Source organism: Microbacterium panaciterrae, from assembly GCF_039541635.1.
GTDB classification, from domain to species: domain Bacteria; phylum Actinomycetota; class Actinomycetes; order Actinomycetales; family Microbacteriaceae; genus Microbacterium; species Microbacterium panaciterrae.
In genome coordinates, this window is the sequence record NZ_BAABGP010000013.1 from 153034 (window position 1) to 170360 (window position 17327).

General features: G+C 65.7%; 16 protein-coding genes. 4 read left to right on the forward strand and 12 right to left on the reverse strand.

Features of this window, described 5'->3' with window-relative positions; genetic code table 11:
• Positions 1–37: 37 nt before the first annotated feature.
• Entirely contained in the window at positions 38–490 is a 453-nt protein-coding gene (locus ABD882_RS09780) for a GtrA family protein (protein ID WP_345186463.1), read from the reverse strand.
• Between the two features lie 137 nt (positions 491–627).
• Between ABD882_RS09780 and ABD882_RS09785 the strand changes: the two genes are divergently transcribed.
• Together ABD882_RS09785 and ABD882_RS09790 are read left to right on the forward strand one after the other, a co-directional pair.
• Positions 628–1611: a glycosyltransferase gene (locus ABD882_RS09785; RefSeq protein ID WP_345186465.1), complete on the forward strand. Its 984-nt coding sequence runs from the start codon at positions 628–630 to the stop codon at positions 1609–1611.
• The gene (locus ABD882_RS09790; protein WP_345186466.1) at positions 1608–2567 is read left to right on the forward strand and encodes an NAD-dependent epimerase/dehydratase family protein; all 960 of its coding nucleotides are present in this window, start codon (positions 1608–1610) and stop codon (positions 2565–2567) included. Before ABD882_RS09785 ends, ABD882_RS09790 begins: the two co-directional genes overlap by 4 nt.
• Before the next feature lie 18 nt (positions 2568–2585).
• Here ABD882_RS09790 and ABD882_RS09795 read toward each other — a convergent pair whose 3' ends face one another.
• Genes ABD882_RS09795 through ABD882_RS09815 form a run of 5 tightly spaced genes read right to left on the reverse strand, consistent with a single transcriptional unit; the run spans position 2586 to position 8006 of the window.
• On the reverse strand, positions 2586–4100 hold the full coding sequence (locus ABD882_RS09795) for a hypothetical protein (protein ID WP_345186468.1): 1515 nt from the start codon (positions 4098–4100) through the stop codon (positions 2586–2588).
• Positions 4101–4154: 54 nt separating this feature from the next.
• Positions 4155–5291 carry a UDP-galactopyranose mutase gene (gene glf, locus ABD882_RS09800; protein WP_345186470.1) on the reverse strand — a complete coding sequence of 379 codons (1137 nt, stop codon included), beginning with the start codon at positions 5289–5291 and terminating at the stop codon, positions 4155–4157.
• A 26-nt stretch (positions 5292–5317) separates the two neighbouring features.
• A complete protein-coding gene (locus ABD882_RS09805) occupies positions 5318–6322 on the reverse strand; it encodes a Gfo/Idh/MocA family oxidoreductase (protein ID WP_345186471.1) in 1005 nt (334 codons plus the stop codon).
• On the reverse strand, positions 6322–7419 hold the full coding sequence (locus ABD882_RS09810; RefSeq protein ID WP_345186474.1) for a DegT/DnrJ/EryC1/StrS family aminotransferase: 1098 nt from the start codon (positions 7417–7419) through the stop codon (positions 6322–6324). Before ABD882_RS09810 ends, ABD882_RS09805 begins: the two co-directional genes overlap by 1 nt.
• Positions 7416–8006: an acyltransferase gene (locus tag ABD882_RS09815; protein WP_345186476.1), complete on the reverse strand. Its 591-nt coding sequence runs from the start codon at positions 8004–8006 to the stop codon at positions 7416–7418. Before ABD882_RS09815 ends, ABD882_RS09810 begins: the two co-directional genes overlap by 4 nt.
• Positions 8007–8211: 205 nt before the next feature.
• Between ABD882_RS09815 and ABD882_RS09820 the strand changes: the two genes are divergently transcribed.
• Entirely contained in the window at positions 8212–9540 is a 1329-nt protein-coding gene (locus ABD882_RS09820) for a lipopolysaccharide biosynthesis protein (RefSeq protein WP_345186477.1), read from the forward strand.
• Here the strand turns inward: ABD882_RS09820 and ABD882_RS09825 are convergent.
• Together ABD882_RS09825 and ABD882_RS09830 are read right to left on the reverse strand one after the other, a co-directional pair.
• The gene (locus ABD882_RS09825; protein WP_345186480.1) at positions 9522–10613 is read right to left on the reverse strand and encodes a UDP-N-acetylglucosamine 2-epimerase; all 1092 of its coding nucleotides are present in this window, start codon (positions 10611–10613) and stop codon (positions 9522–9524) included. The two genes, ABD882_RS09820 and ABD882_RS09825, sit on opposite strands and share 19 nt — an antisense overlap.
• Positions 10610–11689 carry a glycosyltransferase family 2 protein gene (locus ABD882_RS09830; RefSeq protein WP_345186482.1) on the reverse strand — a complete coding sequence of 360 codons (1080 nt, stop codon included), beginning with the start codon at positions 11687–11689 and terminating at the stop codon, positions 10610–10612. The genes ABD882_RS09825 and ABD882_RS09830 overlap by 4 nt, the downstream gene beginning before the upstream one ends.
• 180 nt (positions 11690–11869) lie before the next feature.
• Between ABD882_RS09830 and ABD882_RS09835 the strand changes: the two genes are divergently transcribed.
• Positions 11870–13348, forward strand: coding sequence for a DUF2142 domain-containing protein (locus tag ABD882_RS09835; RefSeq protein WP_345186484.1), 1479 nt, complete (start codon positions 11870–11872; stop codon positions 13346–13348).
• A 78-nt stretch (positions 13349–13426) separates the two neighbouring features.
• On the opposite strand, the gene ABD882_RS09840 is transcribed toward ABD882_RS09835, so the two are convergent.
• The 4 genes from ABD882_RS09840 to ABD882_RS09855 form a co-directional block, all read right to left on the reverse strand.
• Complete coding sequence (locus ABD882_RS09840) at positions 13427–13798, reverse strand: DUF2304 domain-containing protein (protein ID WP_345186485.1); 372 nt, start codon at positions 13796–13798, stop codon at positions 13427–13429.
• On the reverse strand, positions 13795–14496 hold the full coding sequence (locus ABD882_RS09845) for a glycosyltransferase family 2 protein (RefSeq protein ID WP_345186557.1): 702 nt from the start codon (positions 14494–14496) through the stop codon (positions 13795–13797). Before ABD882_RS09845 ends, ABD882_RS09840 begins: the two co-directional genes overlap by 4 nt.
• An 84-nt stretch (positions 14497–14580) precedes the next feature.
• Positions 14581–16410: a glycosyltransferase gene (locus ABD882_RS09850; RefSeq protein WP_345186488.1), complete on the reverse strand. Its 1830-nt coding sequence runs from the start codon at positions 16408–16410 to the stop codon at positions 14581–14583.
• On the reverse strand, positions 16400–17299 hold the full coding sequence (locus ABD882_RS09855; protein WP_345186489.1) for a glycosyltransferase family 2 protein: 900 nt from the start codon (positions 17297–17299) through the stop codon (positions 16400–16402). Before ABD882_RS09855 ends, ABD882_RS09850 begins: the two co-directional genes overlap by 11 nt.
• Between the last annotated feature and the right edge of the window lie 28 nt (positions 17300–17327).

Below are 17327 nucleotides of genomic sequence, written 5' to 3' on the forward strand. Positions count from 1 at the left end.
GGATCCGAGTCTAGGCGGCTGACAGACGCCTGCACTGTCACTCAGGGTCCGTTCCAGCTCCATCCGATGTGGCCGCACTCTGCGGCACCGTCCGATCTTTCCGCCGGAACGAGAAGTGCTTGTGCCCGACGAAACTGATGACAGTGGTGACGACCAGCACAAGCACCTGAGCCACGAGTGGATTCAGTTTCCCGCCCTCGACAAGAATCGGGAGCGCGACCACGTTGGCAAGGATGGAGAGCGCGTACACGCTCACGAAGCGCACGAAGTCGATGAGCACATTGCCCTTCACCTCGAATACGAACCTGCGATAGAGCACGAAGGCGACAGAGATCGAGATCGCGTAGGAGATCACGAGCGCGAGGAGGTACCCCAGAGGCACACCCGGAAACACCCATTGAGCCAAGACCGCGTAGATAACGTAGCCGAGAATCGTGTTCACGCCTCCGACGGCAAGGAACCGTACCCGCTGGTCCGCGAGGATCCGCATGCTCAGCCGCGGAGAATGCTTTCCCATAGACCCGCCCACCAATTTCCGTACGTATATCCGGATTGTTACTCTAGTCGAGCGGGAAATCTTTCTCGCTCGACCGCGAAAGCCCCCTTATGACGACAGCTGTTCCCACCGTGACCCATGAGATCTCGGTCGTGGTCCCCGTCTACAAGGGGGAGCTGACGTTGCGCCCCCTCCTTGCAGAGATCATCGCCTTGACGGAGCCGACGTCGTCACCCGCGGGCATCCTGTGGCGCGTCACCGAGGTGCTCCTCGTGCATGACAACGGACCGGATCGGTCGGCCGCCGTCATCCGCGACCTCTCGGACGAGCACGAGTTCGTGAGGCCCGTATGGCTGAGTCGGAATTTCGGCCAGCACTCGGCGACACTCGCCGGCATGGCCTCCAGCGGGTCCGAGTGGATCGTGACTCTCGACGAGGACGGTCAGCACGACCCCGCGGACATCGGCCGCCTGCTCGACGCCGCTGTCGCCCACGCAGCGCCCCTCGTGTATGCCAAACCGACGAACGCCAAACCTCATGGCGCCGTCCGCAATGCCGCGTCCCGAGGCGCCAAGGCCCTCATCGCGAGTCTTGCCGATGGTCAGAAGACCTCTGACTTCCAGAGCTTCCGCCTCATCCTCGGGGAGATCGGGCGAAGCGTCGCCGCCTATGCCGGTTCCGGCGTCTATCTCGACATCGCTCTCGGGTGGGTCGCCTCGCGAGCGGTGACCGCAGACATCTTTTTCCGCGACGAGGGCGAGCGCATCTCGGGCTACTCCGGGCGCAAGCTCCTGAGCCACTTCTGGCGATTGGTGTTGTCCAGCGGAACCCGCGCGCTCCGTATCGTTGCGATAGCGGGAGGGGTACTCGCAGCGATCGGCGTGATCCTCGCCATTAGCTTCATCATCGAGTGGTTCAGCGGAGCTCATCTGCCCGCTGGTTGGACCTCGCTCATGACAGTGCTTCTGCTGACGTCCGGAGCCGTGCTCATCTCCTTGGGGGTAGTGGCGGAGTATCTCGGTACCGCGGTGAACATGGCGATGGGCAAGCCGCCATATCTGATCATCAGCGACCCTTCGGACGGCCCGCTGGGCAGGCATCGAAAGTCAGAATGACCGATCTGCACTGGGTAGTCGGATCCGGAGGCCTCCTCGGGTCGGCCGTGGTGCGCAGCCTCCGGTCCGCCGGCGAAGCAGTCTTCGCCGGTCCGCAGGTGAGGTGGGCCACGGATAATGCGGCGGCCGACCTCCGTGACGGGCTCCACCGGCTGGTCGAGGCCGCGGGAGTCGGCGGCTGGCGCGTGTACTGGTGCGCAGGTGTCGGCGTGACCGGATCACGTGCGGAATCGCTTCGCACCGAGGTGGATCGCTTCGAGGCACTGACCGGGGCGATCGCCGGGCTCCCGAGGGATGTGCAGACGCGCGGCGCGATCTTCGTCGCCTCATCCGCAGGCGCAGCCTACGCCGGATCGCACGGAGCACCCTTTGACGAATTGAGCGTGCCGGTGCCCCTGGGCGAGTACGGACACGCCAAACTCGCCATCGAAGCAGCAGCGGGACTCCTCACAGTGGAGAGTTCAACCCGCTGCATTGTCGGACGCATCGCCAATCTCTACGGACTGGGTCAGAGCTTGGCGAAGCCACAGGGGCTCATCTCGCATCTGTGCCGTTCCTACGTCAGTCGGGCTCCACTGTCGGTCTACGTGCCGCTCGACACGCTTCGCGACTACATCTTCGTTGACGACTGCGCCGACCTCATCGTGAAGGCGGTCAGGCGCGTGGGCAGCGACGAATCTCCACGACACGTGACGAAGATCCTCGCCTCCGGACGCTCAGTGAGCATCGGAGCGCTGCTGGGCGAGTTCCGACGGGTGGTCGGCCGACGCCCCGAGATCATCATGGGCAGTTCGCCGGTCTCGAGCCTGCAGAGCCGAGACCTGCGCCTGCGATCAGTCGTGTTGGCCGATCTCGACAGGCAGCCGATGACCAATCTCGCGGACGGCATCGCACGGACGCTCGAGGAGGTGCGAGCCCTCACCCTCGCACCCTCCCGCCGTATTCGAGCGGACTGAACCTCTCCACGGCTCCGCTCAGACGCCTACCGGACCTGCGGAGTTCTCCACGAAGTCGCCCTGGGCGCGCTGCCGCGCAACGGACCGCCTCCTGGCAGGCCATGACGTGACGGCCCAGACGAGCACTCCGAGCGAGACGGCCGCGAGCAGCCCCAGTCCGGCTGCCAATTCGGAATAGTAGTACAGCATCGGCATCACCATGATGGCGGGAATGAGTCCGAGCAGGAGCAGCGGCGTGGCGATGGCCAGCGCACGTCCCAATCTCGCTCTTGGACCCTGGCGAATCCACATCCCGACGACGAAGCCGACCACGATGAAGAGGATGAGCCCTCCGAAATGCTTGGCAAGGTAGAGCGCCTTCTTCAGATAGAGCGTCACCGCACCGGCTGGATCGCTGCCGACCTTGTCGAGGTAGAGGCCTTGGAGGACCTTGTCATACTGCGCACTGGCGATGACGACATCCGGATCGACCTCGCGCGCCTTCGCCCAGGCGAATTCGTCCGACCAGGTCACGCCGAACTTCGACGGCTGACCGTTGAGCGGCTGCGGGTAAGAAAGGCCGAGGTACAGGGAATGCCATGCGGTGTGAGCGTCGGGAACCGCCGTCATCGCCTGCCCTGTCGTCTCGGCTCGCTGAACGTTGACCGCCGTCATCAGCCCCGTCTGGATGAGGGTCGCGAGCAGGATGGCCGCAACACCTCCGCCGAGCGCCGCCACCCAGCGCCAGCGTCCTCGCGCGAAGACCCACCACAAGACTCCGACGGCCGCCGCGATGCCCATGCCGGACAGCGAACGCGACATGTTGCCGAAGGCCGCGAGCACGGAGATGCCCACGGTGGCGCCGATCAGCGCCACCAGGTTCATCCGCAAGGTGCTGAGGAGGAGTACCAGAGCCAATGAGAGGAATGCCAACGAAGCTGCCGTACCATAGAGCGAATACACCGGCAGGGTGTTGACGCGATCCGAGAGCCCGTACTCCGTGCCGACCAGAGTCGCGCCGTGGTTGAGCAACCAAGTCACCGCGGGGAGGAGCACCAGGGCATAGCCCGCCCGCGCCTTGCCGACGACTCTCGCGACAGCCAAAGGAAGCCAGATCAACGGGATGGCCACGAGAAGCGCCTGAGCGAGCTTGAGCCCAGGATAGGGCGAGCTCGATCCTGTGACGTCGCCCATGAGACTCGCGATGATGTATGAGCCTGGATCGTCGTCCCAGGTCGCGAATGTCAGCGGCCCTGGCGCCGGGGCCTGAACGCCGTACGAACCCGAGCCCGTCTCCTTGATCAGCAGTGTGCCCGTCTGCTGGTACGCCTGGTAGGTCGCGCGAAGTTCGGCATCGCGGGCGGAGTGCCAGGTCATGTCCGGCATGGACATGACGGTCGCGAATCCGATCGCCGCCATCACGACTCCGACGAACAGCAAGACGAAAGTGACGGCGCGAGGCCACGGCCGTGACGAAGGTCCACCCTTCGCGTCGTCGGTCAGCGACTGCTTCGCCTCCGATGGCTCACGGGCAGGCGAAGCGGGATCAGACATGACATCGATCATACCGAGCCCCGTCTGCGGGACTGCCGCGCGCGGCGGGGGGGGTCAAGCCAGCTCGTTGCTCCAGAGCGTCAGCGCAGACCCGATCGCCATGTGCATGTCGAGGTACTTGTAGGTGCCGAGACGACCGCCGAAGTAGACGTGCTTCTCACCCTTCGCCAACTCGCGATAGGCCAGAAGCCTTTCGCGGTCAGTGGTCGCATTCACCGGGTAGTAGGGCTCGTCCTCTCGGTTCGCGAATCGGGAGAACTCGCGCATGATCACGGTCTTGTCGCTCTCGTACACGGCCTTGCGCTCCGGGTGGAAGTGCTTGAACTCGTGAATGCGCGTATAGGGCGCATCCATGTCCGGATAGTTCATGACACTGGTGCCCTGGAAGTCCCTGACGTTCAGAACCTCCCGCTCGAAGTCGAGTGTGCGCCAGCTGAGCGCACCTTCGACGTAGTCGAAGTAGCGGTCGACCGGCCCGGTGTAGACCACCGGGATCCGACCCGATGTCACCTTCCTGCTCAGAGGCTGCGACTCGTCGAAGTAGTCGACGTCCAGCTTCACCTCGATGTTGGGATGGTCCGCCATGCGCTCCAGCCACGCGGTGTAGCCGTCAGTGGGCAGCCCTTCCCAGGTGTCGTTGAAGTAGCGGTTGTCATACGTGTAGCGGACGGGCAGGCGGCTGATGATGTCACCGGACAGCTGCCGCGGGTCGGTCTGCCACTGCTTGGCCGTGTAGTCACGGAAGAATGCCTCGAACAGGGGACGGCCCACCAGGGCGATGCCCTTCTCCTCGAAGTTCGCGGCCGTCTTGACATCGAACTCCCCCGCCTGTTCCCTGACGAGGGCGCGGGCCTGATCGGGGGTATACGCCGCCTGGAAGAACTGATTGATCGTGCCGAGGTTGACGGGCATGGGGAACACGGTGCCCTTGTGGGTCGTGTACACCCGGTGGACGTAGTCGGTGAACGTGGTGAAACGGTTCACGTACTCCCACACCGTCGCATTCGACGTGTGGAAGAGATGCGCGCCGTACCGGTGCACCTCGATTCCCGTCTCGGAATCGCTCTCGCTGTACGCGTTACCGCCGATGTGGTGCCGACGATCGATGACAACGACCTTGCGGCCGGCCGACGCGGCACGTTCGGCGACGGTGAGCCCGAAGAAGCCTGCCCCCACGATGAGGAGATCCACAGATCAGTCCCCCTTTCCAGGCAACGTCACCGACGCGCCCGTTCGATCGTCACGAGAGAACCGCCCTGCGCAGCGGAGTGCAACGCGGACTCGACGACCTCGAGAGCGTGAACCGCCTCCTCCATGGTGGACAGCTCGCTCTTCTCGCCGAGCACGGCGTCTCGGAAGGCTTCGAGCTCGGCGCGCAGGGGCTCTCGCTTGGCGAACGCGAATCGGGTGGTGTCCCCCTCCGACACCCCGCGGAAAGCGGAGACGCTCTCCCACTCCAGCAGCTCGGTGCCGTTCGCATAGAACGTGAGGTCGCCCGTGGCCGTGTCGGCGATGAACGTTCCCCGCTCACCGGTCACGACCGTCACCCGTTCTTTCATCGGGCTGAGCCAGTTGATCAGGTGATTGGTGATCACACCGCTCTCCAGCCGCCCTGTCATCGAGACCATGTCCTCGAAAGCGCGGCCGCTCTTGAACGCGGTCTGCGCACTTATAGACGTGTAGACGGACTGCGCGACCCACGCTGTGAGGTCAACGTCGTGAGTGCCGAGATCCTTCGCGACTCCGACATCCCCGATCCGCCCGGGGAAGGTGCTCTGTCGTCGCGTCGCGATCTGATAGACCGCCCCCGCGTCTCCGGCCGCGAGCCGCACTCGCAGCTGCTGCAGGGCGGGGTTGAATCTCTCGACGTGTCCAACCGCTCCAACCAGACCGCGTGCGCGGAACGTTTCGCTGAGCTGATAGCCCGTTGCGCTGTCATCGGCGATCGGCTTCTCGACGAGGGTGTGCACCCCTGCCTCGGCGAGAGCGAGAGCGGCCTCCGCGTGGAAGCGTGTCGGAATCGCGACGACGGCGATGTCGATGCGGGCATCGATGAGCTCCGCGACATCGGGCAGCAGAGGGATCCCCCCGGCGACGCGGAACGGGTCACCTCCTGGATCGGCGATGGCGACGAGTTCCACGCCCTCGACGTCCCGGAGGATCCGGGCGTGGTGTCGACCCATCGAACCCACGCCGAGTAGGCCGGCGCGCAGCGCCGCCATCAGCTGCCGGCCTTGGCGAGCGTGTTGACAGCAACCACGATGCGTTCGAGGTCCGCCTGAGAGAGGGACGGATGCACCGGCAGCGAGACGACCTCACGTGCGGCACGTTGAGTCTCCGGGAGTTCGACGCCCGGCGCAAACTGCTGCAGCGACGGCAGCTGATGGTTCGGGATCGGGTAGTAGACCCCGCTGCCGATCGCGTATTCGTCGCGGAGCGCCTGGACGAAGCCGTCGCGGCCCTCTTCCACGCGGATCGTGTACTGGTGGTAGACGTGCCTCGCGCCGTCGACAACAGGGGGAACCACGACGCCGCGAAGATTCGCATCCAGGAACGACGCGTTCTGGCGGCGCTTCTCCGTCCAGCCGTCCACCTTCGTCAACTGGACACGACCGATCGCTGCGTGGATGTCGGTCATACGGGCGTTGAAGCCGATCAGTTCGTTCTCGTACTGTCGTTCCATGCCCTGGTTCCGCAGCAGGCGGACGCGGCGTGCGGTCTCATCATCGCGAACGACCACCATGCCGCCCTCGCCGCTCGTCATGTTCTTCGTCGGGTAGAGCGAGAACATCGTCATGCTGCCGAACGTGCCCACCGCCTGTCCGTCGAGTGCCGCTCCGTGCGCCTGGGCGGCATCTTCGAACAGCGACAGCCCACGAGCCGTGGCGATCTCCCCCAGCTCCTTCATGCGTGCCGGGTGCCCATAAAGGTGAACGGGCAGGATCCCCTTGGTCCGCTCCGTCACGGCGGCCTCGACCGCTCGGGCGTCGAGAGTGAACGTGTCCGGTTCGATATCCGCGAACACAGGAGTCGCGCCGGTCAGTGCGACGGAGTTGGCCGTGGCGGCGAAGGTGAACGATGGGACGATGACCTCGTCACCGGGGCCGACGCCGGCCGCAAGCAGACCGAGGTGTAGTCCCGCGGTGCCTGAGTTGACTGCGACTGTGGGACGGCCCCCGACGAAATGCTGCGCGAATTCCCGTTCGAACGCAGCGACCTCGGGGCCCTGAGCCACCATGCCGCTCTGCAGGACCCGGTCGACGGCTTCCCGCTCGTCCTGGCCGATGAGCGGCTTCGCCGCCGGAATGAACTCCGTCATTGATCCTCCAAAACCAGTTCGCCCTCGCGTTCGAGGTATCGTTCGCCCGTAGCAGGGCAAGTCCACGTTCCCGGGGCGGCCTCCTCGAGAGGCACCCCGGCTCTTCCCACCCAGCCCACCCTGCGCGCGGGAACGCCGACGACGAGTGCGTAGTTCGGCACGTCCTTGACCACGACGGCACCCGCGGCGACGGTCGCCCATTCCCCGATGGTCACAGGCGCCACGCAGGTCGCACGGGCGCCAATCGAGGCCCCGTCGCCGATCACGACACCGACGGCCTGCCAATCGGCGGCCGACTTGAGTTCCCCGGAGGGTGTGACCGCACGCGGGTAGGTGTCGTTGGTCAGCACCACCGCCGGCCCGATGAACACTCCGCGTCCCACCACCGCCGGTTCATACACGAGCGCGTAGTTCTGGATCTTGCTATTCTCACCGATCCGAACGCCGGTGCCGATGTAGGCACCACGCCCCACGATGCAGTTCTCGCCCAGTTGAGCGCCCTCGCGTACCTGCGCGAGATGCCAGACTGCCGACCCTGCCCCAATGATCGCGTCATCGGATACATCTGCGCTCGCAGCGATGCGCACTGCCTCGGAATGCTGAGACGTGGAGGAGTTCGGAGTTGCCGTCACAACCCGACAGCCTACCGTCAAGCCGTCGAAACCCCCTGGTCGGACGGCCGCCGTGCCGCAGTGGCAGACAGGACGACGTATCATTGCCGCGGCAACACATGACTCCCGCGCACCTCTCCCCCGGCGAGCGGGCGGCTGACCGAAACGACGATAGGCCCCCATGACCGACAAGCGGACAGGTCCCGACGAGAGTGCTGCGCAGCGAGGTCTCTCGACGCACGTGCGCACGCACGCGAAGGCACTCTTGTCTGTGGGGATCGCCAGTGTCCTCGGCATCCTCGCCTCGTTCGTCTTCCAGCTTCTGAGCACCCACAGCGTCAGCCCCTCGGAGTTCGGGCTCCTGTCGGCCTTCATCGTCATCGTGAACGTCGCAGCGGTCGGAAGCGCGTCTCTGCAGAACTCGATCACCGTTGCGACGGCCGCATTGCTCATCGACGATCTGGCGGCCGACGACGTCCCCGCAGAATCGTCGCGTCGTCGATGGCCCGTGGAGGCGACGATCCTGGGCGTCGGAGGCGCGGCGATCATCGCGGTTCTGTCCGTGTGGCTGGCTCAGGCGCTCGACACAACGCCGACGATCATCCTGCTGGCAGCCGCGACCATCCCCCTCAGCTTCATCTTCGCGGACGCGATGGGCCTGCTGCAGGGATCAGGGCGGACCGCGCAGGCGGTCTGGTGGTCCACGTTCTCGCAACTCGGACGCGTTCTCTTCGCCGTCATCTCTATCGTCGCGGGCCTAGGTCTCGGAGGTCTGATCGGAGCGATTCTCGCGGCGCTGCTCGCGGCCGCCGTCGGCGGCATCTGGGCGGCCAGACGGACCGACCGCCCTGCACAGGGCGTCTTCAATCTCAATGGGCTGATGATCGTGGCCCTGACCGTGGCGTTCGCATGGCTGACCAGCTCGGATGTCATCTTCCTGCGTGCGGGAGCCTCCAGCGAACTCGCCGGCCTCTATGCGACGGCGACGGTCCTCGTGAAAGCCGGTCTCCTACTCCCCGCCACCCTGTCGCTGTATCTGCTGCCGCGGTTCGTCAAGCATCGCGACAACCCGGATCTGGCGCGCATCGGCGTCCTCGCGACTCTCGCGCTGTCCCTGGCGACCAGCCTGGCGATGATCGTCGCGTTCGCCTTCCTGGGCGATTGGCTGATCGGTCTGCTCTTCAGTCACGCGTATGGGCCCGCCGCGGACCTGCTCGTGCCCGCCGCGGTCGCGTACCTTCCATGGATCGCTGCTCAGGGCATGATGATCAAGATGACGAGTTCCGCGTCACGGGGCGCCGCAGCGCTTCTCATAGCGGCGGTGATCGTGCAGTGGGTCGCCTTCTCGCTCACGATCCCGAACGTCTACGCGATGATGGCCGCGTACTTCGCCATCGGGCTAGTCGTACTCGTCGTCTTCCTGATCATCGATGTGCGCCAGGGCCGGGCTCTGCGAGCCGCTGCGGCCCGCCAAGCCGCGACGCGGACCGCTCAGGACTCCAAGGACTGAGCCGGGGCGGCGAGCCCTCGTGCGATCAGGTCCTCGACGATGATGTCCGAGGGTGACAGGCCGGGATCGACGTCCAGCACCCGATAGCGATCCGCGTTCGCAAGGAACTCAGCGACGGTGGATTGGTCCCACCCCGACAAGACGGCACTCGTGCCGATCCCCTCTCGACTCTCGGAGACCTTGCGGTGGACCAGAGTCGGGATACCGAAGACGGCTGCCTCCTGCTGAATACCGCCGGAGTCGGTCACGACGAAACTCGCTGAGCGCAGCGCGGCGACGAACTGGCTGTGCTCCAGCTTCGGCATCACGGTGAACTTGCTCAGCCCGAGTTCGGCGATCGTCTTCTCGATGGCGTCCCGCGAGTAGGCGTCGACGATCAGGCGCAGCGGGAGCGGACTGTTCCCGTCCAAGGTCCTAAGGGTCTCCGTGACGAGCTGCGGGTTGGAGATGAACTCGAACCTGTGCAGCAGCACCAGCCCGAAGGACTCGACTGCCGCGTCCGAATCGCCGGCAGCGTCTCGCACCGCATCCTTGGCCGTGTTCCCGTGAGTGAACACGACCTCGGGCCGCTTCGCCAGGTTGCGCCCCGCCTCCTCGGTGGGCACGTAGTGGATGTGGGCGAACCGTCCCACGATCCGACGGTCGAGTTCCTCGGGGAAAGGATGCCGCCAATCGCCGGATCGCAGCCCGGCTTCGATGTGGGCCACGGGCACCTTGAGGCGACGGCCGATGAAGGTGCCGAGCACGGTGGTCATCGTGTCGCCGTGAACGACGACAACGGAGTTCGGCGGAAGCTCCTTGCGGATCCGGCGCACATTCCGCACTGACCACCGCACGACATCGAAGATCCAGCTGATCATCTGCCTGGGAGACTTGAGTGGCTTGCCCCTAAAGCCATTCGCGATCGTCTCGTCCGGCGATGTGAAGCCGAGTTCCGGGATCGCCTTGCGAAGCGAGTCCGTGTGCTGTTGCGTCACCCAGTGCTGATAGGGGATCCCCTTGGCGTTCAACCTGCGGATGACAGGGGCGATCTTGATCGCTTCGGCGGTCGTTCCGTATATGAAAACAATCATTTGTTCGTCTTTCCGGCTGTGCTCCCGACAGAACGCGAGCGGTCAAAGAATGCGTTCCGATGAACGACGACGCCGCGAACCAGCCCACTCCAAAACGGGCCCAGGAAGACGGGCAGATAGCAGATGTAGGCGGCGATGCCGCGTCCGGGGCACCGGTTGAACTCCGCCGGCACCACGGGCGCCAGCGCGATCAGCACGCAGGCGGCTGCCAGAGCGAGCGCGGCGACACCATTCCCGATCAGCACCAATGACGCGAGCACCGCGACGCCCAGCAGCGGTGCGACGGCTGCGAACAGGAGGACGAAGGAGCGCGGCACGGATGTGCCCGCATAGCTGTCCACGAACAGAGTTCCACGATCGAACGAATGGCGGATGAAACCGCCCAGCGTCGTGCGCGGACGATAGGTCGCGGCGAAACCCGGGTCGAGGCGGATGCCGCCGTTCTCCGCGATCCAGCGCAGGATCTTCGTGTCGTCGGAGATGAGTTTCGCGTCGCCCTCCGGCCATGCCTGACAGAATGCGGCTGCGATCACGTCGCGGCGTGCGAGGAACGCCCCCGTCCCCTTGGGCGCGGAGTCGAAGGTCGTCGAAGTCAGGTCATATGGGCGAGGATCGCGCAGATAGTCGCCCCAGAAGAGGTAGGTCGGCACTTCCCAGAATCGACCGACCAAGGGCGAGGCGGGATCGGTGTAGACATGAGCGTTCCACCCCGCCGGCTCCGGATCGTCCACCGCTGCGGAAAGGACGTGGGCCAGCGAATCCGGTGCCAGGATAACACGGGAGTCCAGCAGCAGCACGAGCTGTCCTGTCGCACGCTCGATCCCGGCCCAGCGCGCCAGAAACCTCCCGCTGTTGGGCTGACGGAGGAGGACAATGCTCGCCGGGAAACCCTCCGCGATGCGGACCACCAGTTCATGGGAGTCGTCCGTGCTGCCATCGTCGACGATCACGACTTCGACCTGCGTCTGAGAGCGTCGCACCGCCTCGGCGAGAGCCTCCAGAGTCGAGGGCAGCCACGGCGCCGAGTTGTACGTGGGAATGACGACGCTGAGGGTGAGCTGGCCTGGGGCGGTCACTCCCCTGCTCCCCTTCGAGGGTGCGCGGGAGCGGACGCCCTGGTCGTTCGAACCCTACTGCGGGTGCACAGATAGGATGAGACTCGAGGAAGACGCACGTCCCCAGCCTATCGGGCGACCTTCCCCTCCGGCGAACACGCTAGCGGAGCCACCACTTCTACATCGAGGAGCCCTTCAGCGATGACCCGCCGGACCCCCAAGATCATCGCCGCGGTGTTCGTCCCTCTGGCGCTGTTGCTGTCGCTTCTCGCGTGGAGCGTCTCCTCACCACCCGGATCGAGTCCCGACGAGGACTATCACCTGGGAAGCATCTGGTGCGCTTATGGGCAGTCGCCCGGCCGATGCGAGCCCACCGCCACGGCCTCGACGAGGGAGCTTCCCGGCGATGTGGTCCAGGCCGCCGCGTGTTTCGCCTTTCACCCCGCTCAAGCGGCCACGTGCCCTCTCGACAAGCACACGATGAAGCCGACCAACCGCGGCAATTGGGTCGACAACGGCTACCCCCCTGTCTTCTACGCAGTGATGGGCGTGTTCGTCAGTTCTGAGCTGTCGACCTCGGTCGTCGTCATGCGCGTCCTCAACGTCGTGTTGTACGTCGGTCTCCTCGGCCTGTTGTTCTTCCTGCTGCCGCCGCGGATGCGACCCCCGCTTCTGTGGGGAGCGCTGGTCACGATGGTGCCTCTCGGCGCCTTCCTCATCGCAAGCATCAATCCGAGTTCGTGGGCCATCCTGCAGGCCAGCGGCCTGTGGCTGGCCGTCTGGGGCTTCTTCGAGCAGACCGGAAAGAAGAAGATCGGACTCGCCGCGCTCTCGACGGTTCTCATGGTCGTGGGTGCAGGAGCCCGCAGCGATTCCGCCGCATATGGGGTGCTCGCCGTTGCCGTCGCCGTCGTGCTCGGGTGGCGCCGCGACCGGCGCTTCCTCGTCGAGCTCTCGCTGCCGGCGCTTCTCGTGGTGATCGCCGCCGCCCTCTTCCTGACAAGCGGTCAATCAGGCATCGTCGTCGCAGACTCCCAGAGCAGCGCCGGCGGATTCACTCTCCTGGTCGGAAACCTTCTCGCGCTTCCCACGCTCTGGGTCGGCGCTCTGGGCCTGTGGGGGCTGGGCTGGCTCGACACGGCGATGCCCGCCCTGGTGTGGGTGACAATCGTGACGATCGTGGCAGGAGTGACCTTCTGGGGCTTGCGAAGAGGAACTCCCCGCAAATGGCTCGCCCTCTCGGGCGTCGGTGCAGGCCTTGTCGTCGTGCCCCTCTACATCCTGATGAGGGAAGGCATCCTCGTCGGCACCGGAGTTCAGCCCCGATACATCTATCCGATGATGATCATGTTCGTCGGCGTCGCGCTCGTCGGATTCCGCAGCGCAACCCTGGGCATGAGCCGCCTGCAGCTGGCCGTGGTCGCTGCAGGACTCACTATCGCCAACACCTTCGCGCTGCACACGAACATGCGTCGATACATCACCGGCGTCGATGACCCGGGCCTGAACCTCGATCGCGGCATCGAATGGTGGTGGCACACTCCCGTGTCGCCGATGACGATATGGATCGTGGGTTCGCTGGCTTTCGCAGCCGCGATCTGCGCTCTCGCATGGGTGGCGTGGACGAGGGGGCCCCACCGTCAATTGCTGAGCACAGACCGGGTACGCGAGGCCAGCTGATCTCGAACGCAGGATCTCTCTCCTGACGACCTCGGTCACCACCCGATCGCGCAGACGCGGGCTCGGCCGGCAGAGCGTTCAGAGCCGGTCGTGCTGATCCGTCCCCGTGTCGCGCTTCGCGAGCGCTTCCACCTCTGCGCGAAGGATCGCGACTTCCTCAGCCACACGGCGGGTCTCGTCCTCGGCGGTCGAAAGCTCCCAGGACTGGTGCAGTGTCACACCGACGAGAAGCGCGAGGGCACCGATGAACAGCAGATTCGACGGGACCTGCACGCCTAGGAGCTGAGAGAGTCCGTACAGCAGCTCGGGGAAGATGGTCAGCACCAGCATCGCCACGCCGATGACGAGCCACAGCACCGCATACTTCTCGCGAAGCCGATGGCTCAGCAGCATCCAGAGGATCACTACGAGGACGAAGGCCGCGAACGCGATCCCCAGCACGATCATCATGAGTGCGCCTTCCGCGGACCGCGAATCAAAGCGAGGCCGAGTGCGAACACTGACCGAAACAGGTAGATCGTCGAGCCGACCGGCCCCTGGGAAGGACGGCCGTACACCCGCGGACGCATTGCAACAGGCACCTGAGTCACGATCAGCCCCGCATGGGCACCGGCCACGAGCGAGTCGATCGTATCCCCCAGGTACTCGGCCGGGTAATAGCGCACATACTGGGCGATCGCGCGGCGATTGGCGGCGCGAAACCCGCTCGTCACGTCCGTGAGCCGGGCGTTCGCGACTCGTGACACGACACCGGCGAGGAAAAGCATGGCCCACCGCCGTGGGCCGCGCACGGAATAGTCACCGACAGTCGCGAACCGTGCACCGATCGAGATGTCAGCGACGGCGAGGCCGCTCAGCACCTCGGCGATGTCTGCCGGATTGTGCTGCCCGTCGGCATCGACCTGGATGGCCTGGGCGTAATCGTGACGCAGCGCATAGGTGTATCCGGTCTTCATCGCCCCGCCGACCCCGAGGTTGAACGGCAACGGGAGCACTGTCGCTCCGGCTGCCCTCGCGACGGCAGCGGTCCCATCCGTCGATCCGTCATCCACGACCACGACGTCATATCGGGCATCGGTCGCGAGGATCTCACGAACGGTCCTGCCGACGTTCTCCTCCTCGTTCCAGGCCGGGACGATGACCAGCACACGCTCGTTGACTACCACAACGAGCAATCCTAATACGAGGAGGAACGATACCTCTGGGGCGTCCGGTGCACGGCCTCGCGAGCCTCAGCTGCCCTGAGCGTCGGTGCGCGCTCCCCCGGCATAGAACCGCCGCCAGGACTCTGCCCCGGCCAGCTCCGGCGCCGCCGACCGATATCGACGAGCAAGCGTGCGCCAGCCGAGCCAGAGACGGGCGCGCAGCCACGCGGAGCGGCGGAACAGGTGCCAGGCCTCGCGGCGGGATCGCCGGAGGAGGAAGTATCCCGCTCCGGTCGCGCTGCGCAGCTCGGCCTCGTCCATGAGCCCGAGCTGCCACCACTTCCCCGATGCACGAGAAACGGCGGCGGGGCGGCTCGACGTCCGGCCGACAGGCGCAAGCTGATGCAGTAGGACGCGCGCCAGGCGGCGGAGCTGAGCAGCAGCGCCACGCGGCGGAGCACCGAGGGCAGCTCCGGCCTCGACCCGGGGCCGGCCTTCGTCCGCGCGCACAGCCTGCCCGGACTCGGCGAGGATCCGTTGCGCACGGCTCCTCCCGTCGCGCAGAGTGTCGAACAGATGCTCGGGTCCGGAAAGCACATCCTGCAGCGCGGTGTTGCGCAGCCGCGCCGAGCCGTACTGTAGACACAACAAGTGGTTGAGGTCCTGAGTCCAGGTCGACGACAGAACACGCCGGGGACGGCGTTCGTGCACGAGTGCTGTGACGATGCGATTGCGGAGCTGGAAGTACGCCTGCCAGTCCAGGCCGTCGTCCTTCGATGTCCAGGGCACGTGCCAGAGCGCGGTTCCGGGTACGGTGACGGTTCGATGCCCGGCCTCGGCCGCTCGCAGCCCGTACTCCGCGTCGTCCCATTTGATGAAATAGGGCAAAGATGCCCCCACCCGCCGGATGACCGACATCGGGATCAGGCACATCCACCAGCCGTTGAAGTCCACCGGCCGGAATCGTCGCAGCGCCGGCGTCGTTTCGATCGGGAGCCGCGAGAGGTCTGCGGCCGAGAGCTCTGGCTCGGTGCCGTGCCACCACATCCTGCGCCGATCCATCTGCTCGCCCATCGAGTGCAGCACTGTCGGGTCCAGCATGCTCAGCATCTGCGCACCGAGCAACGGCTCGTCGACCGCCGCAGCCGCGAGTGCGTGGAGGCGCCGGATGGACTCCGGTTCGATCCGCACGTCGTCGTCGAGCAGGAGCGTGTGGGTGGCCGCGGTGTCGAGTGCTTCGACCATCCCTCGGCTGAATCCCCCGGATCCGCCGAGGTTCTCCTGCTCGATCACGCGGAGGGCCACGCCGTTGGACAGCACCGGCCCCGGCGTGTGCGGGGCGATCGGATCGCTGCCCTGGTCGACGACGACCACACCATCGAGGACCCCGGCCAATTCGTGGTCGCCAAGAGCGGCGAGCAGTAGAGCGCAGTCATCGACGCGGTTCATCGTGGTGATCGACACCGCGATGCGCACTCCGCGAGTGCGAGCTTCGATACGCCACTCTGCATCGGAGACGCGCACGGGTTGGTCAGCGGCCGTCGATTCCAGCCACACCCAGGCGACACCGTCCCGGAACGGTCCAGTCGCGAGCGACAGAGTGCCGCTGTCCCTGCCCTCCGCGAGCGTGCTCACGACGCCGTCGGCGGTGACGGCCCTGAGCCTGTGGATCCCCTCGCCCTCCGCATGCAGGCGCAGCACCGCGCGGTCGATCCCGACGACGGAGGCCCAGACAGCCGCGGGAAACGCGTTGAAGTACGTCGCAAAGGATGCGGTGGATCCCGCAGGCACCCGGAATGAGCGTCGCCCGTCGATCTCCGCTCCTCCGCGAACATAGAGCGCCACAGCATCGAGTCCGATGCCGCCCTGCGGGAGGACGATCCTCTGCGCGACGAGTGATCTCAGCTCAGCGGCCACGCAGCCGCCGCCATCCTCGCCGCGCCACATCGGTCGCACGCTGACCCAGCGTCTTCCGAGCCGACAACTGGCGGTCGATCTCGTCCTGCAGGTACCGCGACAGGTACAACAGCAGCCCGTCGCCATGCGTCTCTGCGAAGGCCCGCAACGCCTCGTCGCGTATCATCCGGTCGTAGCGGTCGTGCTCGTCGGCCAGCACGAACATGCTGTTGCCGAGGATGCCTTCCTGGCCACGCCGCTGCATCCAGTACGCGCCCACACGCTCGCTCAGATAGCCAATCGGGTGCCGGCGCAAGACGCGAAGGTTGAATTCCCAGTCTTCGGCCGCGTGCAAATCCTCCCGGTATAGGCCGACCTCGTCGTGCATCGCACGGCGGTATACGTAAGCGATCGGCACGAAGTGGTTGACCTGGAGCATATCGGCGTAGGTGATCCGGGACATCGCGCCCCAGAATGGCTCCCTGCCGGTCTCGATGATCCGTCCACCCTCGACCCGCTCGTACACGATCTCGGTGCGGCTCACGACGCCGGCGTCCTGCGGTGAGGCGTCCAGCCAGGCCACAGAGTCGGCCAAGAAGGAAGGAGCCCAGAGGTCGTCGTCGTCGTGGAGCACGACGAACTCGGTCGACAATGTCCGGATCCCCGTGTTCGCGGCCGCCGATCGGCCCAGTCCGTCGGTGCTGTGGATCACCGCAACTCGTGCGCGATGTTCGGGCGCGAGAGCGGCGACTGCTCGATCGACTGGGGCGGAATCCCCGCCGTCGTTCACAATTACCGCCAACCAGTCGCCGAACGACTGTCTCGCGATGTCGCCGAGCGCCCGTTCCAGGAACATCGGCCGATCCTTGGTTCTCACGACGATGCCGACGCGAGCGGATGGTTCAGGCAACAGATCTCCTGGGGCAGCCGGGGTTTCG